At 68.9% G+C, this 22515-nt stretch carries 20 protein-coding genes; 7 read left to right on the forward strand and 13 right to left on the reverse strand.

The genetic code is table 11. From position 1 onward, the window contains the following. Positions 1 to 49: 49 nt before the first annotated feature. Positions 50 to 895, forward strand: a complete 846-nt coding sequence (gene thiD / locus ACFV2O_RS00425; RefSeq protein WP_355071616.1) for a bifunctional hydroxymethylpyrimidine kinase/phosphomethylpyrimidine kinase — start codon at positions 50 to 52, stop codon at positions 893 to 895. A 141-nt stretch (positions 896 to 1036) separates the two neighbouring features. On the opposite strand, the gene ACFV2O_RS00430 is transcribed toward thiD, so the two are convergent. After that, entirely contained in the window at positions 1037 to 1783 is a 747-nt protein-coding gene (locus ACFV2O_RS00430) for a TetR/AcrR family transcriptional regulator (protein WP_355071614.1), read from the reverse strand. Positions 1784 to 1899: 116 nt separating this feature from the next. Between ACFV2O_RS00430 and ACFV2O_RS00435 the strand changes: the two genes are divergently transcribed. Both ACFV2O_RS00435 and ACFV2O_RS00440 read left to right on the forward strand, forming a co-directional pair. Then, positions 1900 to 3162 carry a glycosyltransferase gene (locus tag ACFV2O_RS00435; protein ID WP_379249105.1) on the forward strand — a complete coding sequence of 421 codons (1263 nt, stop codon included), beginning with the start codon at positions 1900 to 1902 and terminating at the stop codon, positions 3160 to 3162. Continuing rightward, positions 3159 to 5459, forward strand: a complete 2301-nt coding sequence (locus ACFV2O_RS00440) for a glycosyltransferase family 39 protein (protein WP_379249107.1) — start codon at positions 3159 to 3161, stop codon at positions 5457 to 5459. Before ACFV2O_RS00435 ends, ACFV2O_RS00440 begins: the two co-directional genes overlap by 4 nt. A 152-nt stretch (positions 5460 to 5611) precedes the next feature. Here ACFV2O_RS00440 and ACFV2O_RS00445 read toward each other — a convergent pair whose 3' ends face one another. Next, the gene (locus ACFV2O_RS00445; protein WP_379249109.1) at positions 5612 to 6376 is read right to left on the reverse strand and encodes an SDR family oxidoreductase; all 765 of its coding nucleotides are present in this window, start codon (positions 6374 to 6376) and stop codon (positions 5612 to 5614) included. 243 nt (positions 6377 to 6619) lie between these two features. Between ACFV2O_RS00445 and ACFV2O_RS00450 the strand changes: the two genes are divergently transcribed. Together ACFV2O_RS00450 and ACFV2O_RS00455 are read left to right on the forward strand one after the other, a co-directional pair. Next, positions 6620 to 6985: a hypothetical protein gene (locus ACFV2O_RS00450; protein ID WP_379249111.1), complete on the forward strand. Its 366-nt coding sequence runs from the start codon at positions 6620 to 6622 to the stop codon at positions 6983 to 6985. Positions 6986 to 7303: 318 nt separating this feature from the next. Beyond that, a complete protein-coding gene (locus tag ACFV2O_RS00455; protein WP_379249113.1) occupies positions 7304 to 8653 on the forward strand; it encodes a glycosyltransferase 87 family protein in 1350 nt (449 codons plus the stop codon). On the opposite strand, the gene ACFV2O_RS00460 is transcribed toward ACFV2O_RS00455, so the two are convergent. The 7 genes from ACFV2O_RS00460 to ACFV2O_RS00490 are packed head-to-tail and all read right to left on the reverse strand — an operon-like array spanning position 8624 to position 17700. Next, entirely contained in the window at positions 8624 to 9238 is a 615-nt protein-coding gene (locus ACFV2O_RS00460; protein WP_355071605.1) for a TetR/AcrR family transcriptional regulator, read from the reverse strand. The two genes, ACFV2O_RS00455 and ACFV2O_RS00460, sit on opposite strands and share 30 nt — an antisense overlap. A 5-nt stretch (positions 9239 to 9243) precedes the next feature. Continuing rightward, positions 9244 to 10020: an enoyl-CoA hydratase family protein gene (locus tag ACFV2O_RS00465; RefSeq protein WP_355071604.1), complete on the reverse strand. Its 777-nt coding sequence runs from the start codon at positions 10018 to 10020 to the stop codon at positions 9244 to 9246. Between the two features lie 10 nt (positions 10021 to 10030). Beyond that, positions 10031 to 11191: an acyl-CoA dehydrogenase family protein gene (locus ACFV2O_RS00470; protein WP_364424606.1), complete on the reverse strand. Its 1161-nt coding sequence runs from the start codon at positions 11189 to 11191 to the stop codon at positions 10031 to 10033. Beyond that, on the reverse strand, positions 11191 to 13236 hold the full coding sequence (locus ACFV2O_RS00475; RefSeq protein ID WP_379249116.1) for an acetyl/propionyl/methylcrotonyl-CoA carboxylase subunit alpha: 2046 nt from the start codon (positions 13234 to 13236) through the stop codon (positions 11191 to 11193). Before ACFV2O_RS00475 ends, ACFV2O_RS00470 begins: the two co-directional genes overlap by 1 nt. Before the next feature lie 5 nt (positions 13237 to 13241). Then, positions 13242 to 14840, reverse strand: coding sequence for a carboxyl transferase domain-containing protein (locus tag ACFV2O_RS00480; protein WP_355071600.1), 1599 nt, complete (start codon positions 14838 to 14840; stop codon positions 13242 to 13244). Next, a complete protein-coding gene (locus tag ACFV2O_RS00485) occupies positions 14837 to 15988 on the reverse strand; it encodes an acyl-CoA dehydrogenase family protein (protein WP_379249118.1) in 1152 nt (383 codons plus the stop codon). Before ACFV2O_RS00485 ends, ACFV2O_RS00480 begins: the two co-directional genes overlap by 4 nt. Beyond that, entirely contained in the window at positions 15985 to 17700 is a 1716-nt protein-coding gene (locus ACFV2O_RS00490; RefSeq protein WP_379249120.1) for an acyclic terpene utilization AtuA family protein, read from the reverse strand. Before ACFV2O_RS00490 ends, ACFV2O_RS00485 begins: the two co-directional genes overlap by 4 nt. Positions 17701 to 17881: 181 nt before the next feature. Here ACFV2O_RS00490 and ACFV2O_RS00495 point away from each other — a divergent pair, with 181 nt between their 5' ends. Then, on the forward strand, positions 17882 to 18040 hold the full coding sequence (locus tag ACFV2O_RS00495) for a hypothetical protein (protein WP_356962800.1): 159 nt from the start codon (positions 17882 to 17884) through the stop codon (positions 18038 to 18040). 21 nt (positions 18041 to 18061) lie between these two features. Here the strand turns inward: ACFV2O_RS00495 and ACFV2O_RS00500 are convergent, their stop codons facing one another. The 4 genes from ACFV2O_RS00500 to ACFV2O_RS00515 all read right to left on the reverse strand — a co-directional run bounded on the left by ACFV2O_RS00500 (position 18062) and on the right by ACFV2O_RS00515 (position 21957). Further along, complete coding sequence (locus tag ACFV2O_RS00500) at positions 18062 to 18982, reverse strand: adenylate/guanylate cyclase domain-containing protein (protein ID WP_379249122.1); 921 nt, start codon at positions 18980 to 18982, stop codon at positions 18062 to 18064. A gap of 354 nt (positions 18983 to 19336) precedes the next feature. Next, on the reverse strand, positions 19337 to 20098 hold the full coding sequence (locus ACFV2O_RS00505; protein WP_379249124.1) for an ABC transporter permease: 762 nt from the start codon (positions 20096 to 20098) through the stop codon (positions 19337 to 19339). Further along, complete coding sequence (locus ACFV2O_RS00510; RefSeq protein ID WP_364424617.1) at positions 20098 to 21042, reverse strand: ATP-binding cassette domain-containing protein; 945 nt, start codon at positions 21040 to 21042, stop codon at positions 20098 to 20100. Before ACFV2O_RS00510 ends, ACFV2O_RS00505 begins: the two co-directional genes overlap by 1 nt. Before the next feature lie 222 nt (positions 21043 to 21264). Beyond that, on the reverse strand, positions 21265 to 21957 hold the full coding sequence (locus ACFV2O_RS00515) for a MerR family transcriptional regulator (RefSeq protein WP_379250082.1): 693 nt from the start codon (positions 21955 to 21957) through the stop codon (positions 21265 to 21267). Positions 21958 to 22041: 84 nt separating this feature from the next. Between ACFV2O_RS00515 and ACFV2O_RS00520 the strand changes: the two genes are divergently transcribed. After that, the gene (locus ACFV2O_RS00520; RefSeq protein ID WP_364424621.1) at positions 22042 to 22497 is read left to right on the forward strand and encodes a DUF6194 family protein; all 456 of its coding nucleotides are present in this window, start codon (positions 22042 to 22044) and stop codon (positions 22495 to 22497) included. Positions 22498 to 22515: the final 18 nt, after the last annotated feature.

The raw sequence follows: 22515 nt of genomic DNA on the forward strand, positions 1-22515 counted from the left end.
GGTCCGGTTGCCCGTAGCGGGAGAACGACGTCGCCGTAGGGTTTGGGTCGTGAAATTGCTGCCATTGCCCGCCGAGGGGCAGACCCCCGTCCGGGCGCTCACCATCGCCGGTACCGATTCCGGCGGAGGCGCCGGAATCCAAGCCGATACCCGCACCATGGCGCTGTGCGGCGTGCACGCCCTGGTCGCGGTCGCGGCGGTCACCGTGCAGAACACGGTGGGCGTCAGCGGTTTCCACGAGATTCCGCCGCAGGTCGTAGCCGCTCAGGTGCGCTCGGTCGCCGGGGACATCGGCGTCGGCGCCGCGAAGACCGGCATGCTGGCCTCGACCGCGATCATCGAGGCGGTCGCGGAGGTGTGCCGGGAGGTCGGCATCGGCCGCGATGGCGAGATTCCGCTGGTCGTCGATCCGGTGGCGGCCTCGATGCACGGCGACCCGCTGCTGCACGCCGAAGCGCTGGACGCGCTGCGCAACACCCTGATTCCGCTCGCGACCGTCGTGACGCCGAACCTGGACGAGGTCCGCCTGCTCACGGGCATCGAGGTAGCGGACGACGATTCGGCGCGGCGCGCGGCCGAGGCGCTGCACAAGTTGGGACCGCGGTGGGCGATCGTCAAGGGCGGGCATCTGCGTTCCTCCGAATACAGCGCCGACCTGCTGTTCGACGGCGAGCAATTCCTCGAGTTCACCGCGCCGCGCATCGCGACCGGCAACGACCACGGCGGCGGCGACACGCTGGCCGCCGCGATCGCCTGCGCGCTCGCCCACGGCTATCCGGTGCCCGAAGCGGTCGAGTTCGCCAAGGAGTGGACCTACCGCTGCTTGGCCGCGTCCTACGATCTCGGCGCGGGCCATGGGCCGGTGTCCCCGCTGTGGCGGTTGCACCGGAGCTGATCGGCGCCATTTCTTGTCGGTGGGCGCTGCGATACTGATGACGTCGCCGACACGGATGGCTTCAACGGCGAGGCGATCGGAACAACGACGTTCGGCGTGGACGCGGCACGACCTCGGCGCCCGGCCCGGGGGGCGCTCCGGTCACAACGTGGAAAAAGCGAGGTGCAGCGGACGATCGGCCGCGATGGCGATGCCGTGCAGCCGAGCGCTCGCCGCCACCAGCGCGAAGATGGTCTCGCTCAGATAGTCGGCGAACTGCTCGGCCGTCATGGCGGGCGGCTCCAGCCGGTTCACTCCCAGCCACCAATCGGTGGCCGAGGCCACCGCGCCGAAGATCGAATAGATCACCAGCTGCACGTTTTCGATCCGCACCGACTCGTCGTCCACTACGCCTGCGAACAGCTCGGCGGCGCGCCGGGCGGACTGCCTGGCCGATTGCAGCGCGCGATCGGCGTCGTCGGACCGTTGCGTGAAGTGGCTGTGCAGCATGAACCGGAAGACGTTCGGCTGCCGCGAGACCACCAGCACGTATTCGGACGCGGCGCGGCGCACCAGGTCACCGGCCGAGTCGCCGGTCAGGTCGAAGCTGGTCATGACCTGTTCCCAGAGCAGGTCGCGAACCCGGTCCACGATCGCGTTGTAGAGGTCGGTCTTGTCCTCGAAATGGCGATACAGCTTCGGCTTGGCCGCGCCCGCCTCCTTGGCGATGTCGCCCATGCTGACGGCGGGGCCGAATTTGTCGAGGGCGCGGAACGCCGCGTCCACGAACTCCTCGCGCACCTTTCTGCGATGCTCGCGCCAGCGCTCGGTGCGGGCGTCCACGCGTTTCGGCGGCTGGTCGTCTTCCGTCCGGCCGCGCAGCATCACGAATCCGGATGCTACCTGCACCGAGCAGCCCCGATAACCGGGCGTCCGCCGGGCATCCACCCGGCGATCCCGAGCTACCAGGAACCTCACAGCTGAGGCCCAGCCCGGTGGCAGTGTGGCCGTCGAGTCTGGTTCGCATGACCGAGACTTCCACCGTCGCGGCGACGGAACGGACCGAGACCACGGGCGCGCCCGTGCTGGACGTGGTGATACCCGTCTACAACGAAGAGACCGACCTCGGCGTGTGCGTGCGCAGACTGCACGCCCACCTGCGCGAGGGGTTCCCGTTCCCGGCGCGCATCACGGTCGCCGACAACGCGAGCACCGACGCCACGCTCCAGGTCGCCCAGCTCCTCGCGGAGGAATTGGACGATGTGCGCGTCGTCCACCTGTCCGCCAAGGGGCGTGGTCGGGCGCTGCGCGCGGTGTGGGAACACTCGGACGCGCAGGTGGTCGCCTACATGGACGTCGACCTGTCCACCGACCTGAACGCCTTGCTCCCGCTGGTCGCGCCGCTGATCACCGGGCATTCGGACCTGGCCATCGGCACCCGGCTCGACGCCGCGTCCCGCGTGGTGCGCGGACCCAAGCGCGAGATCATCTCGCGCTGCTACAACCTGCTGCTGAAGGCCTCGCTGCGCGCGCACTTCTCCGACGCGCAGTGCGGCTTCAAGGCGATGCGCACCGAGGTGGCGCGCCGCCTGCTGCCGCTGGTGCACGACGGGGAATGGTTCTTCGACACCGAATTGCTGGTGCTCGCCGAGCGGGCGGGTCTGCGGATTCACGAGGTCCCGGTGGACTGGATCGATGACCCGGACAGCCGCGTCGACATCATCGACACCGCCCGCAAGGACCTGCTCGGCATCTGGCGGCTGGGTCGGGCGCTGGCGACCGGCGCGCTGCCGCTGGAGGAACTGCGCCGCTCGGTGGGCCGGGAACCGCTGGTGCCCGGGGTGCCGCTGGGTATGGTGGGTCAGCTGGTGCGGTTCGCGATCGTTGGTGTGTTGAGCACGCTGGCCTACCTGCTGCTCTACGTGGCCCTGCAACCATTGACCGGCGCGCAAGTGGCGAACTTCGCCGCCCTACTGATCACGGCGGTGGGCAACACGGCGGCCAACCGGGCCTTCACCTTCGGCGTGCGCGGCTCGAACGGGGCCGTGTCGCACCAGTTCCAGGGTTTGGTGATCTTCGGCATCGGGCTGGCGCTCACCAGCGGTTCGTTGTTCGCGCTGCATCGGTGGGCGCCGGACTCCTCGGTGCATCTGGAACTGTTCGTGCTGGTGGCGGCCAATCTGGTGGCGACGCTGCTGCGGTTCGTCGGGCTGCGCTGGGTGTTCCGCGACAGCGGAGGCGATCGTGCGTCGAACGCATCGGGGCTCGCCGCGGAGGTTCGTCGATGACGGCGACTCCGACCGCGCAACCGGTCGCGGCCGAACCGCGGCCTCGGACCAGAAGGAACTGGGAGTTTCCGGCGCTGGCGGCGCTGCTGCTCGGCACGGCGGTGGCCTATCTGTGCAACCTGAGCGCCAACGGGTGGGCGAATTCGTTCTATTCCGCCGCGGTGCAGGCGGGCTCGGTGTCGTGGAAGGCGTTCTTCTTCGGGTCCTCCGACGCGGCCAACTCGATCACCGTGGACAAGCCACCCGCCTCGCTGTGGTTGATGGAGCTTTCGGTGCGGGCCTTCGGGCTGGGCAGCTGGAGCATCCTGGTGCCGGAGGTGCTGCTCGGCGTGGCGAGCGTGGCACTGCTGTGGGCGACGGTGCGCAGGCCGTTCGGGCCCGCGGCCGGATTGCTCGCCGGGTTGGCGCTGGCGGTGACGCCGGTCGCGGCGTTGATGTTCCGCTTCAACAATCCCGAAGCGCTCTTGGTGTTCTTGATGATCGCCGCCGCCTGGGCGATGACCCGGGCGGTAGAGGACGGCCGCTGGCGTTGGCTGGTGCTGACCGGCGCGCTGATCGGATTCGGCTTCCTCACCAAACAATTGCAGGTGCTGCTGGTGGTTCCGGCGCTCGCGCTGACCTATCTGCTCGCGGGCCCGCCGAAGCTCGGCAAGCGCGTCCTGCAACTCTTCGCGGCCGGGGCCGCGATGGTGCTGGCCGCGGGCTGGTGGCTGCTCGCGGTGGAGTTGTGGCCCGCCTCGTCCCGTCCGTGGATCGGCGGCTCGCACGAGAACTCCATCCTGGAACTCACCCTCGGCTACAACGGGCTCGGCCGGCTCAACGGCGACGAGCGCGGCAGCGTCGTACCTGGCGGCGGTGAGCTGCCGCCGGGCGGCAACGGGATGTGGGGGGAAACCGGCATCACGCGGATGTTCGAACCGGCACAGGGCGGTCAGATCGCGTGGTTGATCCCCGCCGCGCTGGTCGCGCTGGTCGTCGGAATCCTCTTGCGCGGCAAAGCGGCTCGTACCGACCGGCAGCGCGCTTCGCTCGTCCTCTGGGGCGGATGGCTGCTGGCGACCGGGCTGGTGTTCAGCTTCATGGCCGGGATCTTCCACCAGTACTACACCGTCGCCCTGGCTCCGGCCATCGCCGCGCTGGTCGGTGCGGGCGCGGTCCTGGCGTGGCGGGGGCGGCATCGGCCGTGGGTGCGGCTGGCGTCGGCCCTCGCGGTGGGTCTCACCACGGCGACCGCCTGGATGCTGTTGTCGCGCAGTCCGGAATGGCAGTCGTGGCTGCGCTGGACGGTGCTGGTCGTCGGCGTGCTCGCGACACTCGCCGTGCTCGTTCCCGCGCCGCGCAAGCCGGCCGTGGTGTCGGCGCTGGCGGTCGCGTTCACTTTCCTGGCCGGGCCCGTGGCCTATGCCGTCGATACCATCGCGACGCCACACGCCGGTTCGATTCCTTCGGCGGGGCCGAACGTCGCGATGCGCGGGCGGCCACCGTGGGGCGAAGGCATGCCCGGCATGGGTCGCCGCATGCAGAACGGAACGAGCACGGGCCGCGACGGCGCCGCGCAAGCACCGGGTAGCACACCGACAGCCGGAGGTTCGCCGGGGCCGCAGGGCACGGACGGCCGAATTCCACAGCCGGGCAGCCGACTTCCGGGGTCTGGACCGCAAGGCACCGCACCCGGCGGCCGGACACCGAGCGGCGGACGCCAGGGCGCCACGCCCAACGGGCAGGCCCCCGACAACACGGGTATGCCGCCCGGCTTCCCGCCCGACGGGCAAGCTCCTGACGGCGCGGGGACACCGCCGGGTTTCCCGCCCGGCACCGCGCCGCAAGGCACCGCACCCGGCGGGCAGACACCGGACGGCACGGTGTTCCCGCAGGGAACGGGCGGCATGCCCGGAGACGGCGGTCCTGGTCCCAATGGCGGCGGTGGGATGGGCGGCCTCCTCGGGGCGAGCGAACCGAGCGCGCAGATCGTGTCCCTGCTCGAGCAGAACGGCGGCGACTACACCTGGGTGGCCGCGGCCATCGGCTCGAACAGCGCCGCGGGCTTGCAGTTGGCCACCGAACTTCCGGTGATGCCGATCGGCGGCTTCAACGGCAGTGACCCCTCGCCGACGCTGGAGCAGTTCCAGCAGTACGTCGCCGAAGGGAAGATCCACTACTTCGTCGGCGGCGGCCGTGGCGGGCCCGGTTCGTCCAGCTCCTCCCCCAGTGCGCAGATCACGCAGTGGGTCGAGGAGAACTTCACCGCCATCCAGGTGGACGGGGTCGCCTTGTACGACCTGACCGCCACCCACTGAAACCACGCGATGCTGCCCTGTCGCCCTGCATCCCTCGGGGCCGCATCGCCTTCCAGTGTTCAGCGCATTCCCTGCACTCGCTGAACACCGCATCCGCACCGGCGTCATACCTCGGCGCCGGTGCGGACCGCGTTTTCGATGCCTCCGGGTGGCTACCGGCCGGACTCGATCCACTCGGCGAACGTCGGGCCTGCGAGCTTGGCGTGCGGGCCGGGGAGAAGTCCACCGTTTTCGTACACCTCACGGTCGGGATTGTCCTGGTCGCTCACCTCGACGACGTGTGCGGGCGCGCCATGGCGGGCGGCAAGCAGGGTTGCGGCGCCGGCCATCGTTTCCGGTTGCGGGCCCGCGATTTCCGGGAAAGGAGCCGTGGTGATCTCGGGAGCGAGCGCGAGGCGGACGAGTTCCTCGGCGACGGTACGCGCGGCGACCAATTGGGTGCGCATCTCGGCCAGGTAGGCGGTGTCCCCCTGGGTGCCCCACCCCATCATCAGCTCGACCAGTTCGTGGAACTGCGCCGCACGCAGGATCTGCACCGGCAGCGGCCCTTCCAGCAGCGCTCGCTCGTGGGCCAGCTTGGCCGCGTTGTACCCGGCGGTGGTGCCGTCGATGCCGATGATCGACGCCACCACCAGTCGCTCGACCCCTGCCTTCTGTCCCGCTTCGTGCAGATTGCGCGCGGTCGCGGTGAAGAAGGCCGTCGCCACCTCCCGGTCCGGGGACGGCGTGCTGGAAACGTCGATCACGACGCGCACACCGTCCAGCGCATCGACCAGGCCCCGCCCGGTCTCGATGTCGACACCGTCGGCCCGGGAGAAGGCGACCACGTCGTGCCCCTGCTCGTTCAGCACATCCACCACGTGCCTGCCCAGCCGCCCGGTCGCGCCCGCTACCGCGATCTTCGTGCCCTTCGCCATGGTCCTCACTCCTTGTGTCGCTGCGTCGTTTCGCGTTCACAGGAAGGACGACGCGACGCCGGCGAGTGTGACATCGACGCGAAGACGCTCGGAGTTGTCACCGGCGCAGGCTATTCGAGCGTCAGGTCTTGGCACACCGCAAGACTCCAGCGATGATGATCGGATGCGTGACAGCGCACGTTCCGGAGCGGGAACCCGGAGCGCATCAGGTCACGTGTCCACCGCGAACATTCAGGGAAACAGTTGAACGCTTTCATGAAGCTGGCCGTGACGGTGGTCAGCGCACTGGTCGCAACCGCGCTCACCGTCGGATTCGCCGCCACCGCGTCGGCCGCGCCCGTCGATCGCACCGAACCGATCGCCGCGGCGACCAGCGAGGCCCCGCAGGTGACCTACATCAAGGCGTGCCTGCCGCCCGGCGACACGATCGAACTGCGCACGGGAATCGGCGCGGCGATCGGCGCCGCCATCGGCGCGCTGGTCGGCTTGCCCGTCTTCTTCGTCGGCGCGATCCCCGGCGCGATCATCGTCGGCCTGATCGGCGCCGCCATCGGAGCCTCCTCCTACGCCATCGATTCCGGGCGCCTCGAGCAGCAAGGATTGTGCTGATCGGGCACAGCGCATGAGCGCGCCGAGTTCGGAAGAGCCCTAAGCGAATTCGTTGAACATCAGGGGCGCGAGTTGTCTGTCGCGCCCCTACCGATCCACGCGATCACATGCACCGGGACATCGGGACCCGGTAAGCGGCGCTTCCCACACAGGGAGGCCAAAAGTGACACATGTTACATTTCCTAATGGTAATACTACTTTGGTAGTAGCCGTATCGTTAGACGAGCTCACGGTTTCAGCGTTGCCCTCGGGACCGCGCCGATCATGTTGTCCGGCAACGGTTCCGCCGATCGATCGTCATCTGATGAAGGAAAGTTCATGGCAACTGTCGCACCGGCGACAACTGTCGTTGTCGCGCAGGCGACGGAACTATCGACCGCGCGTAGCCGACCGCCACGAGCCGCACTCGCCCTGGGCGCGGCCATCGTGTTCACCGCGATCTCCCTGGCGGCCTGGCTGCTGTTCTTGCGGCCGAACTGGGAAATGTACTGGCACCAAATAGATCTGCAGGTCTACATGTGGGGCGGCAAGGCCGCTGCCCTGCACCCGGATCAGTTGTACACCGCCCGCGGCCCGATGTTCCTGCCGTTTCTCTATCCCGTCTTCGCCGCGTGGATCTGCGCCGAATTGGCGCGGTTCCCGATCAACTACATCGGCACCGGCATGGTGGTCACGACGCTGATCTCCCTGTATGTCAGCGTGTGGTGCACCGCTGTGCTGACGCGGTATCGGCGTGGACTCGGCATGACGGTGATGACGCTCGCCGTCGGCAGCGCCGCGCTGTGGCTCGAGCCGGTGCAGCAGACCTTCCGCTTCGGGCAGATCAGCATGATCCTGATGGCGATGGTCTTGGTCGACCTGGCCACGCCGAAACACCGCCGGAGTCGCGGCATCCTCATCGGTATCGCCACCGGCATCAAGCTGACGCCCGCGGTGTTCGTCGTCTATCTGATGATCACCCGACAATTCAAGGCCGCCGCCGCCGCGATGGGCGCGTTCGCGGCCACGGTCGCGGCCGGGCTCTGGTATCGGCCGACCGAGGCGATCCAGTTCTGGACCTCGACCGTGGCGTCGCAGAACCGGATCGGCTTCGCGTACGTGCAGAATCAGTCGCTCAACGGTGTGCTCGGCCGCCTGCAATGGACCACGTGGGACAGCCACGTGCTGTGGCTCTTCGGCGCCGGCGGGCTCGGGCTGGCCGGGTTGGCCGCCGCGCGGATCGCCTACCAGCGGGGAGACGAGATGCTCGGCGTCCTGCTCGCCGCCGGTGTGGCGCTGCTGTGCTCACCGATCTCCTGGACGCACTATTGGGTGTGGGCGGTGCCCGCGCTCGTCTGGGCTGTGCACGCACTCTCCCCACGGGCGCGGACGGCAGGCATCGCCGCGGTCACCACGATCGCACTGTTCGCCTTCGCGTGGCCGATGCAAGTCGACTCGATCGGAACATGGGATCAGACGCTGCCGCTGCTTCCGCAAGGCCTGATCTGGTTCGTACCCCAGACCAACGGCCGGGAATTCCACTGGACCGTCGTGCAATTCCTGGTCGGCAACTCCTACGCTCTGCTCACCCTCGCCGCCATGGTCGCCGCCATAGTCCTGCTGCTGAGCGCGCCGAGATCGCCGATCGCGGACTCCCGATCAGCGAGGAGCGTGCAAAGCGGCGTGTAGCGTGGCGGCCCATTGCTCGACTATGCGCTTGCGGCGGGCCGAGTCGTCGGTGAGGACGTCGGCCAACCCCAGGCCGCGGGCCATGTCCAAGGTCGCCTGGACCAGGTGATGGGTGACCGGATCGGAGTCGTCCACGCCGAGGGCCTCGATCGCGCGACGGTGCGACGCGCGACCGAAGCGGGCTTCCAGCGGGACGATGCGTTCGCGCAGCACCGGGTCGGCGGCGGCGTGCGTCCACACCTGCAACGCGGCTTTGAACAGCGGACTGGTGTACGACTCGACCAGCCCCGCCACCACCGCCTCCGTACGGCCGACGCCGTCGCCCAGCTCCCCCAGCGACGACGCCTCTTGCACCGCCTGCCCGCTGCGCGTGTCGAACATGAACTCCAGCGCGGCGGTGATCAGATCCTCCCTGGTGGGAAAGTGATGCTGCGCCGCGCCACGCGACACCCCGGCCCGTTCGGCGACGACCGCGACCGTCGCGGCCGCCCAGCCCATCTCGGCCAGACAGTCGATGGTCGCCTCGAGCAGGCGCTGCCGGGTGGCTCGGCTGCGGTCCTGCTTGGGTTCGTGGGGTGTCGCCATGGTCGTTATTCTGCCCAGCTCGGCGGTCGGCGCTGCAAAAAGGCCAGCATGCCCTCGTGCACTTCGGGGGTGCCGAAGAAGCTCGCCGAACGCCGCGCGAGCTCCTCGGCGGAGGCGTCGAACTCCGCGAGGATGCCCGCGTTGACCAACCGCTTGGCCTCGGCCAGCCCCTGCGGGGAGCCCTTGCGCACTTCCCCACACAGCCGCGCCACCTCGGCGGCCGGGTCGTCGGCGGTCACCGTGACCAAGCCGATCTGCTCGGCGACGGCGGCGTCGAACTTCTCGCCGGTCAGGTAGTACCGGCTGGCCGCGCGCGGATCGAGCCTGGGAAGCAGGGTCAGCGAGATCATGAACGGCGCCAGCCCGATCCGCACCTCGGTGAGCGCGAAACTGCTGCCCGGCCCGGCCACGACGATGTCGCAACCGGCCACGATGCCCATGCCGCCCGCCCGCACGTTGCCGTCGATCCGCGCGATCACCGGCTTCGGGATCTCCACCAGCCTGCGCAGCACGCCGATCATGACCCGGGTGCGCTCGTCGGCGGCCACGGCCGGATCGGCGTCGCTCGCCTCGCTCAGATCGGCGCCAGCGCAGAAGGTGTTGCCGGTGTGCGCGAGCACGACGACGCGCACCTTCTCGTCGTCGGCGGCGTCGTCGAGTCCGCGCAGCAGCTCGGCGACCAGCTTGGACGACAGCGCGTTGCGGTTGTGCGGCGAGTCGAAGGTGAGCGTCGCCACGCCGCCGCTCACCTCGTAGCGGACGAACGGAGCCGTCTCGGTCATGCGCGTCCTCTCAGTACGACTTCGGCAGGCCCAGCGAGTACTGGGCGACGAAGTTCAAGACCATTTCCCGGCTCACCGGCGCGATGCGGCCGATGCGAGCGGCGGCGAGCATGGCGGCCAGTCCGACGTCCTTGGTCAGGCCGGAGCCGCCGTGGGTCTGGACGGCCTGGTCGAGCGCCTTGATGCTGGCTTCCGCGGCCGCGTATTTCGCCATGTTGGCGGCCTCGGCGGCGCCCATCTCGTCGCCCGCGTCGTAGAGGGTCGCGGCCTTCTGCATCATCAGCTTCGCCAGCTCCACTTCGACCTTCACCTGCGCCAGCGGATGCGAGATGCCCTGGTGCGCACCGATCGGCGTCTTCCACACCGTGCGCTCCTTGGCGTATTCCACCGCGCGTTCGATGGCGTAGCGACCCATGCCGACGGCCATCGCGGCGCCCATGATCCGCTCCGGGTTCAGGCCCGCGAACAACTGCATCAACGCCGCGTCCTCCTTGCCGACCAGCGCGGTGGACGGCAGCCGGACGTCGTCGAGGAACAGGTTGTACTGGTGATCGGGCTCGATGATGTCCATCTCCTGCGCCGTCTTGGTGAAGCCTTCGGCGTCGGTCGGCACGATGAACAGGGCGGGCTTGAGCTTGCCGGTCTTGTGGTCGGATGTGCGGGCCACGATCAGCACGGCCTCGGCCTGGTCAACGCCGGAGATGAAGATCTTGCGGCCGTTGAGGATCCAGTCGTCACCGTCGCGGCGCGCGGTGGTGGTGATCTGGTGGGAGTTGGAGCCGGCGTCGGGCTCGGTGATGCCGAACACCATCTTTCCAGAGCCGTCGGCGAGCTTGGGCAGCCATTCCCGCTTCTGCTCGTCGGTGCCGTACTTGGTGATGATGGTGCCGCAGATGGCCGGGGACACCACCATCAGCAGCAGGCCCGCGCCCTGCGCGGACAGCTCCTCCATCACCAGCGACAGCTCGTACATGCCCGCGCCGCCGCCACCGTATTCCTCCGGCAGGTTCACGCCGAGGAACCCGAGTTTGCCCGCCTCCTGCCACAATTCGTCCAGCGGCTCGCTCTTGCGCGCCTTCGGCAGCACGTAGTCGCGGTAGTTGTACTTCGTGGCCAGCGCGGCGACGGCGGCCCGCAGCGCCTTCTGCTCGTCGGTTTCGATGAAGGTCATCAGTTCTCCTGGGTTTCTACGGGTTCGACGACCGCGAGCACGGCGCCGACGTCGACCTGCTGGCCGACGGTGACGTTGACGGCGCTGAGCACGCCCGCGGCGGGCGCGGCGATGGTGTGCTCCATCTTCATCGCCTCCAGCCACAGGATCGGCTGGCCCTGTTCGACGTGGTTGCCGACCTCCGCGCCGAGCCGGATCACGTTGCCCGGCATGGGCGCGAGCAGAGAACCGGTGGCCACCTGGTCGGCCGGATCGCTGAAACGCGGCAGCCTGCGCAGAGCCACCGGGCCGAGCGGCGAGTCGACGTAGACCTGGTCGCCGTAGCGGGCGATCTCGAACTGCCTGCGCACCGGGCCGCGCTCACCCGGAACCGACAGCACGACGCGATCGGGAGCCGACTCGACGAGAACGAGACCGTCGTGACCGTCCACGGTGACGGCGGTCCGGCCGAACCGGTAACCCACCTCGTGCGTTCCGGTAGCGCGGCTTTCGTAGGACTTGCGCTGTGACTGCGAGGGGAGATTGCGCCACCCGCTGGGCAGCCCGCCGCCCACCCGCGCGCTGCCCCGGTTGGCGGCGGCGTCGGCGAGTGCGGCGGCCACGATGGACAGCGCCTCGTCGGACTCCGACGCCAGCGGCGCGGCCAGGGCGGCCAGCCCATGCGTGGTGAAGAACGCGGTGTCGGTGTCACCCGCCAGGAACGCCGGATGACGCAGCACGCGCACCAGCAGGTCGCGGTTGGTGACCAGGCCGTGGATCTTCGCGCGGTGCAGCGCCGAAGCCAGCAATCGTGCTGCCTCGCCGCGCGTTTCGGCGTAGGAGATGACCTTGGCCAACATCGGGTCGTAGTGCACGCCGACCACCGAGCCGTCCACCACGCCTGTGTCGAGCCGCACGCCCGGGCGGTCCAGCAGGTCGAACTCGGTGAGCACCGACGGGATATCTATCCGGTGCACGGTGCCGCTCTGCGGCTGCCAGTCGTGTGCCGGATCTTCGGCGTAGAGCCGGACCTCGATCGAATGCCCGTGCATGGCAGGCGGTTCCGCGGGCAACACGGAGCCCGCGGCGACGTCCAGTTGCAGGCGCACCAGATCCAGCCCGGTGGTGCACTCGGTGACCGGATGCTCCACTTGCAGGCGGGTGTTCATCTCCAGGAAGAAGAACTCGCCTTGCTCGTCGGCGAGGAACTCGACGGTGCCCGCGCCGATGTAGCCGATCGCGCCCGCCGCCAGCCGCGCCGCCTCGAACAGCCGCGCCCGCATGCCCTCGGTGCGCTCCACCAGCGGCGACGGAGCCTCCTCGATCACCTTCTGGTGGCGGCGCTGGATCGAGCACTCACGCTCGCCGACCGCCCAGATCGTGCCGTGCGTGTCGGCCATCACCTGGACTTCGATATGCCTGCCGGTCTCGAGGTAGCGCTCGCAGAAGACCGTCGGATCGCCGAAGGCGGATTCCGCCTCGCGCCGGGCGGCCTCGATCTGCGAAGTCAGCTCGGCCAGCTCGCGGACCACGCGCATGCCGCGTCCGCCGCCACCGGCGGACGCCTTGATCAGCACCGGCAGGTGCGCCTCGGTGACCTCGGCCGGGTCCAGTTCGGCGAGCACCGGCACGCCCGCGGCGTCCATCATCTTCTTCGCGGCGACCTTCGAGCCCATCTGCTCGATCGCCTCGACAGGCGGCCCGATCCAGACCAGCCCGGCGTCGAGCACGGCCTTGGCGAATTCGGCGTTCTCGGAGAGGAATCCGTATCCAGGATGGATGGCATCGGCGCCAGCGGCGACCGCGGCCTCGATGATCAGCTCACCGCGCAGATAGGTCTCCGCGGGCGTGTTGCCGGGCAGGCGCACCGCGGCGTCCGCCTCGATGACATGCGGCGCGGCGGCATCCGCGTCGGAGTACACCGCGACGGTGCCGAGACCCATCCTGCGGCAGGTCGCGAAGACCCGGCGGGCGATTTCGCCACGGTTGGCGACAAGGACATTCGTGAGCCCGCCCGTCACCCGGCCGCCGCGCCTCATCGAATCGCTCTGCGATGCAGTCATCATCGGCCTCACATTCGGAAGACGCCGAAGCCGTCGGCGCCTTTGATCGGGGCGTTGTGAATGGCCGACAGGGACATTCCCAACACGGTGCGGGTGTCGCGCGGGTCGATGACGCCGTCGTCGTAGAGCCGCCCGGACATGAACATCGCCAGCGATTCGGCCTCGATCTGCGCCTCCACCATGGCGCGCATCCCGGCGTCGGCCTCCTCGTCGAACGGCAGGCCCTTCGCCTCTGCGGCGGCACGGCCGACGATCGAGATGACGCCCGCCAGCTGCGCACCGCCCATGACGGCGGATTTCGCACTGGGCCAGGCGAAGACGAAGCGCGGGTCATAGGCCCGGCCGCACATGCCGTAGTGGCCCGCGCCGTAGGACGCGCCCATCAGCACCGAGATGTGCGGCACCTTCGAATTGGAGACGGCGTTGATCATCATCGCGCCGTGCTTGATGATGCCCTTCTGCTCGTACTCCTTGCCGACCATGTAGCCGGTGGTGTTGTGCAGGAACAGCAGCGGGGTGTTCGACTTGTTGGCCAGCTGGATGAACTGCGTGGCCTTCTGCGATTCTTCGGAGAACAGCACACCGCGCGCGTTGGCCAGGATGCCGACCGGGTAACCGTGCAGCTCGGCCCATCCGGTGACAAGGCTGCTGCCGTAGAGCGGCTTGAACTCGTCGAAATCCGAGCCGTCCACGATGCGGGCGATCACCTCGCGCGGATCGAACGGGATCTTCAGATCCGACGGCACGATGCCGAGCAGATCCTCCGGGTCGTAGAGCGGTTCGATCACCTCGGCGCGCGGGGCGGGCCCCTGCTTGCGCCAGTTCAGCCGCTTGACGATGGAGCGGCCGATGCGGATCGCGTCCTGCTCGTCCACGGCGTAGTAATCCGCCAGGCCGGAGATCCGCGCGTGCATGTCCGCTCCGCCGAGGGATTCGTCGTCGGATTCCTCACCGGTGGCCATCTTGACCAGCGGCGGACCGCCGAGGAACACCTTGGAGCGCTCCTTGATCATCACCACGTGATCGGACATGCCTGGTATGTACGCGCCGCCCGCGGTGGAGTTGCCGAACACCAGCGCGATGGTCGGGATACCCGCCGCCGACGCCTGGGTGAGGTCGCGGAACATCCGGCCGCCGGGGACGAAGACCTCCTTCTGTGTGGGCAGATCCGCGCCGCCGGATTCCACCAGCGAGATCACCGGCAGCCGGTTCTCCCGCACGATGTCGTTGATCCGCAACGTCTTGCGCAGCGTCCACGGGTTCGAGGTGCCGCCGCGCACGGTCGGATCGGGCGCGACGATCATGCACTCGACGCCCTCCACGATGCCGATGCCCGCGATGGTGCTGCCGCCGACGTGGAATTCGCTGCCCCAGCCCGCCAGCGGGCACAACTCCAGGAACGGCGAGTCCTCGTCGACGAGCAGTTCGATGCGCTCGCGCGCGGTCAGCTTGCCGCGCTTGCGATGCCGCGCCAGCTTGTCCGGCCCACCGCCCGCGATGGCCTTGGCGAACTCCGCGTCGACCTCGGCGAGCTTGGCCGTCATCGCCTCCGCGGCCGCCTCGTACTCGGGCGCGGCGGTGTCCAAGGTGCTGCGCAGAATGGTCATGACTGGTACCCCAATCGCTTCGCCGCCAGTCCGGTCAGTATTTCGGTAGTGCCGCCGCCGATGCCGAGGATGCGCATATCCCGGTACTGGCGCTCGATCTCGGATTCGCGCATGTAACCGAGGCCGCCGAACAACTGGACGGCCTGGTTGGCCACCCACTCGCCCGCTTCCACCGCGGTGTTCTTCGCGAAACACACCTCGGCGATCAGGTCGGTCTCGCCTTCGGCGCTGCGCTGCACCACATCCCGGGTGTAGACGCGGGCCACATCGATCCGACGCGCCATCTCGGTGACCGTGTTCTGCACCGCCTGCCTGCTGATCAGCGGGCGGCCGAAGGTCTCGCGATTGCGCACCCACTCCAGCGTCAGTTCCAGGCAACGCTGCGCGCTGGAATACGCCTGCACCGCCAGCCCGACGCGCTCGCTGACGAACGCGCCCGCGATCTGGTAGAAGCCGGAGTTCTCCGGGCCGACCAGGTTCTCCACCGGCACCCGGACGTCGACGTAGGACAGTTCGGCGGTGTCGGAGGCCAGCCAGCCCATCTTGTCCAGCTTGCGGCTGACCGTGAAGCCCGGCGTGTCCTTGTCGACGATGAGCAGCGAGATGCCGCCGGAGCCAGGCCCGCCGGTGCGCACCGCGGTGACCACGAAGTCGGCGCGGACGCCGGAGGTGATGTAGGTCTTGGCGCCGTTGACGATGTAGTGGTCGCCGTCGCGGCGCGCGGTGGTGGTGAGGTGCCCGACGTCGGAGCCGCCGCCGGGCTCGGTGATCGCGAGCGATCCGATCCTCTCGCCCGCCAGCGTCGGCTTCACCCAGCGCTCGATCTGGTCGGCGTTGCCCGAGGCGATGATGTGCGGCACGGAGATGCCGCAGGTGAACAGGGAGGCGAACAACCCGCCGGACGCACCGGCCTGGTGCATCTCCTCGCAGACGATCATCGCGTCAACGCCGTCGCCGCCGGAACCACCCGCGGATTCCGGGAACTGCACGCCGAGCAGGCCGAGCGCGCCCGCCTTCTTGTGCAGTTCGCGCGGGATCTCACCGGCGCGCTCCCAGCCGTCCAGGTACGGCAGGATCTCGCGTTCCACGAATCCGCGCACCGTGGATCGCAATTCGCGTCGTTCCGGCGTTTCCCAGAGTTTCGTCATGTCAGCAGCTCCACTGGAATGTCGAGGTGACGAGACCGCAGCCATTCGCCGAGTCCCTTGGCCTGCGGGTCGAAGCGGGCCTGATAGGCCACGCCCTGGCCGAGCAGGCCTTCGATGATGAAGTTCAGCGCCCGCAGATTGGGCAGGACATGCCGGGTGACGGTCAGCGAAACCACTTCCGGGAGTAGTTCTTTGATGCGCTCCACGGTGAGCGTGTGCACCAGCCAGCGCCATTGCTCGTCGGTGCGCACCCACACACCGATATTCGCGTCACCGCCTTTGTCACCGCTGCGTGCCAGCGCGACGGTTCCCAGCGGCACGCGGCGCGTTTCCCCGGCGGGCAGCGGTTCCGGAGCGGGCGGCTCGTCGACGGCGGCGAGTTCGGCCGTCTCCGTCGCCGGGGCGATCTCGACGCGGGCGCCGTCGGGCAGCACCGCCGTGTGCGGCACTTCGGCGGCGTCGACGAACCCGGGCGTGAACACGCCGTAAGGGGAACCGTTGCCCGGCAAGGTGGTGAAGCTGCACCCCGGATAGCTGGCCAGCGCCAGCTCCACCGCGACGTTGGAGAAGGCGCGCCCGACCTTGTTCGGGTCCGGGTCGCGCACCACGCAGCGCAGCAGTGCGCTGGCCTGCTCCTCGGTGTCGGCGTCCGGGCGGTCCAGGCGGGCCAAGGTCCAGGTCAGCTCGGACGGTCGGCTCGGCAGCCAGGACTCCAGTTGCCGTTGCGCCAGTTCCGCTTTCGCTTCGATGTCCAGACCGGTGAGCACGAATTCCATCTCGTTGCGGAAGCCGCCGATGGTGTTCAGCGAGACCTTGAGCCGGGGCGGCGGGGCCTCACCGGTGACGCCGCTGATCCGCACCCGGTCCGGGCCGTCCTGGTCGAGCCGGATGGTGTCCAGGCGGGAGGTGACGTCGGGCCCGGCATAGCGCGCTCCCTGGATCTCGTACATGAGCTGGGCCTCGACCGTGTCGACCGTGACCGCGCCGCCGGTGCCCGCGTGTTTGGTGATGACGCTGCCGCCGTCGGCGCGGATCTCCGCGATCGGGAAACCCGGCCTGCCCAGATCGGCGAGCTCGGTGAAGAAGGCGTAGTTGCCGCCGGTGGCCTGGGTGCCGCACTCGATGACGTGCCCGGCCACAACCGCGCCGGCCAGGCGGTCGTAATCCGTTCGGCTCCAGCCGAAGTGCGCGGCGGCGGGGCCGACGATCACCGAAGCGTCGGTGACCCGGCCGGTGACCACGATGTCCGCGCCCGCGTTCAGGCATTCGACGATGCCCCACGCGCCGAGGTAGGCGTTGGCGGTCAGCGGCGCGCCGAAGCCGAGATCACCGGCGCGCGCGAGGAGATCGTCACCCTCGACGTGCGCGATCTTGGCGTCCAATCCGAGGTCGGCGGCAACCTTGCGCAGACGCTGCGCCAGACCGGCCGGGTTCAGGCCGCCCGCGTTCGCCACGATGCGCACGTTGCGTTCGAGCGCCAGCCCGAGGCAGTCCTCGATCTGCTTGACGAAGGTCTTGGCGTAGCCGAGGTCCGGGTCCTTCATCCGGTCCCGGCCGAGAATCAGCATGGTGAGTTCGGCGAGATAGTCGCCGGTGAGGACGTCGAGCTGTCCCCCTTCCAGCATCTCGCGCATGGCGCCGAGCCGGTCGCCGTAGAAGCCGGAACAGTTGCCGATCCGGAGCACGTCCGGGTCGGCGGCCAGCATACTCATCAGCGGGAATGCCTCCTGTACGGCGAACCGTCAGGATGAGCCGCATGCCGCACCCGTGAAGTCCGCGTTCCGCGACCAGCATCACACCGGGGTCAGAAAAAAGCAAGCATGCGTGCTTGTTAATTGCCGCCCCGCCGCCCCGGCCACCGGGAGACCGAGTGGGCTGGAGCAAGATGGCACCGTGTCCAGCGACGTCACCGTGATCGTTCTGTTCGCCCTGGCGGGCTTCCTGCTCGGCGGCGTTTACACCACCTGGAGGACGGCCCGGCCGCTGTCCATCGCGCTCGCCGTCTGCGCCGCCCTCGCGGCGGGCGGCGCGCTGGCCTGGTGGCTCGGATAGATCGAGCGGAGAGGCAGCCGCTCAGCCCCTCGACAACCGGAAGATTCGCAGGTCGTCGGGGACACCGTTGAGTGGCGCCGCGAAGAAGCTGCGGCGATACGGCTTGGCCGCCAAGCCCAGCTCCGCCAGCGTCTCCGGCCGCAGCCCCAGGAGCGTGGCCTCCGACAGCATGGTGTTGCCGTTGCCGCCCGCCTCCATGACCCGGGCCGCGATGGTGACGTCCACCCCGAGCCAGTCGCCCCCGATCTCACGCGGAGAACCGGTGTGCAAACCGATCCGCATCTGCGGGGTATAGCCGCGCACCTGCACGTCGGCCAGGTTGCGCTTGGCGGTCACGGCGGCGCGCACCGCCCGGTCGGCCGAAGGGAACACCGCCATGACCCCGTCGCCCATGCGCTTGACCACGTGGCCGCCCCGCTCGGCGATCGGCGGCTCGATGGCCTTGGCCACCTTGCGCAGCAGTTCCAGGGTGGCCTCGTCACCGGCCGACAGCGACCAGCGCGAGAAGGCCACCAGATCGGTGAACATAACAGTTACTTCTTGGCTACCTTTGCCGCGTCCCATCCGCTCCAGGGCGGCCTGCCAGACCTGCAAGGCGCCGAAGCCGATCTCCCGAGCGGCGCTCGGTGCGTCGCCGACCAGTTTGTCCGCCGCGCGCGCGACCGCTCGCGCACCGCCGGGCCCGGAAACCGACAGCGGGTCGCCGAAAGCGGGATCACCCGGCAGCTGCTGCCGTGCCCTGCGCAGCACGCCGATCAGGTCCGCCCGCTGATTCGCCGCGTTCACCAGCGCGGATATCTGGCCACGCCGTAACCCGCCGGAACGGCGGGGAGCATCGTCCGAATCGGACGGCTCCAACGGAATGACCACCTCGGGCGGTACCCCTCCCTCGGCCTCCGGCCCCGACCCCGGCTCGGCGCCGCCGGAAGGTGTTTCATGCACGCCCCGAGGGTATCTCAGCCGATCCGACGTCGGCAGGTTACCGATCATCACCATGTGCCACCTCCGCTGCGAACCTCAGCGAGCACACCGTCGGGCCCGGCATTGGATAACGAGCTGGTTGCTGCACCGAGGCTACCCGGGCGAGAAGGGGTCTCGGAACCGGCAAGGGGCATAGTTTCCTCGATGTTCACACGCACGATCGGCCCGGCGCGAGGGTTCGCACCGGGCCGATCAGGGCACCGTCCGCCGGGCAGTGACGGGCGGTGGGGGGAGCGCCGGACCTCCCGACAAGGTCGGCGCACCGTCAACCCGAGTGGCGAGGGAAGGCGACTCGGGTCGTCAAGGGAGCTCGTCTCAAGCGTCGCGCTGGTTCACCACGACCAGCGACGCGACGAAGACGATCGCGACGAAGACGGTGAAGTAGAGCAGGCTGCCCCATGGTCCCCAGTGCCAGTTGGCCGTGGACGGGAAGGCGCTCATGAAATGGTTCGCGTTCGCGAACGGCAGGAACGGGGTGACATTGCGCCCGAAGCTGCCGAACGCACCGAGCAGCCCCTCGATGAGCAGCGGCCACAGCACGATCAGCGAGATCGCGGCGGCGGATTGCCGCACCAGCACGCCGACGCCGACCGCGAGGACGACGCACAGGAACGCGTAGATCGGGATGGAGTAGACCTCGCGCCAGTCGGCCGCGCTGGACAGCGTGAGCGCCGCGCCCGCGTCCGGCCCGCTGATCGCTTTCGCCACCACGTAGGCGACGAAGGCCAAGGCGATGGTCAGCAGCGCGCCGTACACGCTGACCAGCCCGGCCTTGGTCAGGATGACCTTGGCCCGGTGCGGCGTCGCCTGGAACGTGGTCCGGATGATGCCGAAGCGATATTCGCTGGTCACGGTCAGGGTGGCCATGATCATCAGGACCATCACGCCGAAACCGCTGATCCCGGCCACCGCGGTGGAGACCGTCAGGTCGATCGCGCCTTCCTTGCCGTAGGACGCGCGCGCCACCGAGGCGAGCAAGGCGGCCATGCCCAGCGCGAGGGCGATGACGATCGCCGAGCACCACCAGGGCGACCTGGTCGAGGTGAGCTTGATTCGTTCCGCTGCCAGCACGCCCATCAGAGCGCACCTCCCATCACCTGATCGAAGCCTTCGCCGTGGTACTCCACCGCGCCGCCGGTCATCCGCATGAACGCCTCTTCCAGCGACGCGCGCTGCGGGGCCAACTCGAACAGCGTGATGCTGTTCTCGCCCGCGAGCTTGCCCACCGCGTCACTGGAGACGCCCGCCACCATGAGCGCGGGGCCGTCGGCACTCGCGCCGTCCTCCCTGACGGTCATGCCGTTGGAGGTGAGCACGCTGCGCAGCTGGTCGAGCTGCGGGCTGCGCACCCGGACCGTCTGCTCCGAGGCGCGTTCGATGAACTCCTGGGTGGTGGAATCCGAGATCAGCTTGCCGCGCCCGATCACAACCAGGTGCTCGGCGGTCTGCGCCATCTCCGACAGCAGATGGCTGGAGACCAGCACCGTACGGCCCTCGGCGGCCAGCCGCTGCATGAAGCGGCGGATCCACAGGATGCCCTCCGGATCGAGGCCGTTCACCGGCTCGTCGAACAGCAGCACCTCCGGGTCGCCCAGCAGCGCGCCGGCCAGGCCGAGCCGCTGCGACATGCCGAGCGAGAAGCCGCCCGCCGACTTGCCCGCCACCTCGGACAGGCCGACCAGCCGCAGCACCTCCTCCACCCGGGACTTGGCGATGTCGTTGGAGGCGGCCATCCACTCCAGATGAGCCCGCGCCGACCGGTTCGGATGCACCCACTTGGCGTCCAGCAGCGCCCCGACGGTGCGCAGCGGATGGTCCAGCTCGTGGTACGGCCTGCCTTTGATCAAGGCGGTGCCCGCGGTGGGCTTGTCCAAGCCGAGGATCATGCGCATGGTGGTCGATTTGCCCGCGCCGTTCGGTCCGAGGAACCCCGTTACCTGCCCGGGGCGAACGGTGAAGGTCAGATCCTGCACCGCTACGGTCTGCCCGTAGTGCTTGGTGAGGCCTTTCAGCTCGATCATGCCGCCCAGCATTCCCCAAATCGCGGGCGCGCGCGTCGGTAATTAGTGCCGAGTTGGATCATCCTCGAGGATGAGGACGGGAAACAGGATCCCTTAAGGGTCGAGGCCGAAGTCTCAACGGCCGAGTAGTTCGGCGACGCGCAGCAGCGGAGCGATGTAACCGGGGATCGCACTCGGATCGCGCAGCGCTGCCGATGTTCGGAGCGGCAGGATCACAGGCGTTTACACCGCGAGGGCGAACACGGCGGCGAGCGCGGCGGCCGCGTCGAGCAGGGCGCGAGATCGAGCCGCGATGCTCGCGTCCCGAGCCGCCAGCGCCGCCTCGACGTCATCGGATCGGTGGCCGCGCGGCAGGTCGGACATCAAGGTCTTCAGCGTGTCGACGCGGTACCCCGCTCTGCGGAGCTGATGGACGATCCGGGCATCCCGGACCTGGGTGGGAGAGTACTGCCGCGTGCGCTGCGTGGTCGCGCGATCCGGGACGACGAGTCCCTCCGCGTCCCAATGCCGCAGTGTCGACGGGCGCACGCCCAGCGCGGCAGCGAGTTCGGCGACGCTCATCGCATCCGAAGGGCGCGCGTCGGCGATCGGCTCGGCGGAGATCACCTCCGCCGCCCGCTTGGCGAGTGCCAGATCGGTGCGTTCCCGGTCCAGCCGGGCATGTGCCGCGTCGAGCAGAGCCAGTACCTGAGGTACCGGTCCCTCGTGGACGGCGCGAACGATGCGCTTGGCCTCGACGGGGCCGACGCCCGCCGCCAGCGCTCGATAGGCGAGTGCGGAACGCACATGCACCTCGCCGTACCTGCGGTAGCCGGTCGCAGTGCGTATCGCCGTCGGCAGCACACCGTCGCGTTCGAGGTTGCGGATCTGCTGCACGGAGTACCCGACCCGCAGCGCCACATCAGCCGTGCGCATCGTGGAGTTGCGACTTGTCACGCCATTTGCCATGCGTCTCCTGCTCGAAGTCTCCACAAGCACCTTAATGAAACGCTGGAATACGTGACCATCGACGAGATCATCGGCTTCGTCTCCACCCTCGACGGAGTCCTCACCCTCAGCCCCGGCCCCGGCGACGGCTCACCGGAGATCAGCTGGGGCGATACCTTCTTCTACTACTCACCGGACGGGGTGATACCGAAGGCGACCCAGCCCTTCGCGACGATCGTGACGAAGAACTATCCCGGCGACGAAAGTTCGGACTTGGACCGCCCAGATGCGTTCCGCGTCAACATCGCCGCCGGGAAAGAAGCCTTCACCCACTGGACCGGCCACACTCCCCGCGAACGTTCCACCCCCGACAATCCGAGCGCAACCGATACGGTGATCCCCCACCCGGTCTACGCATCCGCCGCCTGGCTGGCAGTCATCAACCCCGGCCCCCGAACCACCGCGCCCACCCGCACCCTCCTCCGCACCGCCTACGACCTCGCCCGCTCCCGCCACGAGCGCCGTTGAGGCGCCGCGAGTGGCACA

Source organism: Nocardia sp. NPDC059691, from assembly GCF_042733915.1.
Classification (GTDB): domain Bacteria; phylum Actinomycetota; class Actinomycetes; order Mycobacteriales; family Mycobacteriaceae; genus Nocardia; species Nocardia sichangensis.

What these genes read in the sequence shown, in the direction of transcription:
- ACFV2O_RS00435 (WP_379249105.1), top strand. Translation starts at nt 1,900, where the DNA reads ATGACCGAGACTTCCACCGTCGCGGCGACGGAACGGACCGAGACCACG.
- ACFV2O_RS00515 (WP_379250082.1), bottom strand. Translation starts at nt 21,957, where the DNA reads ATGCGCACGGCTGATGTGGCGCTGCGGGTCGGGTACTCCGTGCAGCAG.
- ACFV2O_RS00510 (WP_364424617.1), bottom strand. Translation starts at nt 21,042, where the DNA reads ATGATCGAGCTGAAAGGCCTCACCAAGCACTACGGGCAGACCGTAGCG.
- ACFV2O_RS00480 (WP_355071600.1), bottom strand. Translation starts at nt 14,840, where the DNA reads ATGACCATTCTGCGCAGCACCTTGGACACCGCCGCGCCCGAGTACGAG.
- ACFV2O_RS00505 (WP_379249124.1), bottom strand. Translation starts at nt 20,098, where the DNA reads ATGGGCGTGCTGGCAGCGGAACGAATCAAGCTCACCTCGACCAGGTCG.
- ACFV2O_RS00440 (WP_379249107.1), top strand. Translation starts at nt 3,159, where the DNA reads ATGACGGCGACTCCGACCGCGCAACCGGTCGCGGCCGAACCGCGGCCT.
- ACFV2O_RS00455 (WP_379249113.1), top strand. Translation starts at nt 7,304, where the DNA reads ATGGCAACTGTCGCACCGGCGACAACTGTCGTTGTCGCGCAGGCGACG.
- ACFV2O_RS00490 (WP_379249120.1), bottom strand. Translation starts at nt 17,700, where the DNA reads ATGAGTATGCTGGCCGCCGACCCGGACGTGCTCCGGATCGGCAACTGT.
- ACFV2O_RS00445 (WP_379249109.1), bottom strand. Translation starts at nt 6,376, where the DNA reads ATGGCGAAGGGCACGAAGATCGCGGTAGCGGGCGCGACCGGGCGGCTG.
- ACFV2O_RS00470 (WP_364424606.1), bottom strand. Translation starts at nt 11,191, where the DNA reads ATGACCTTCATCGAAACCGACGAGCAGAAGGCGCTGCGGGCCGCCGTC.
- ACFV2O_RS00475 (WP_379249116.1), bottom strand. Translation starts at nt 13,236, where the DNA reads ATGATGACTGCATCGCAGAGCGATTCGATGAGGCGCGGCGGCCGGGTG.
- ACFV2O_RS00465 (WP_355071604.1), bottom strand. Translation starts at nt 10,020, where the DNA reads ATGACCGAGACGGCTCCGTTCGTCCGCTACGAGGTGAGCGGCGGCGTG.
- ACFV2O_RS00460 (WP_355071605.1), bottom strand. Translation starts at nt 9,238, where the DNA reads ATGGCGACACCCCACGAACCCAAGCAGGACCGCAGCCGAGCCACCCGG.
- ACFV2O_RS00485 (WP_379249118.1), bottom strand. Translation starts at nt 15,988, where the DNA reads ATGACGAAACTCTGGGAAACGCCGGAACGACGCGAATTGCGATCCACG.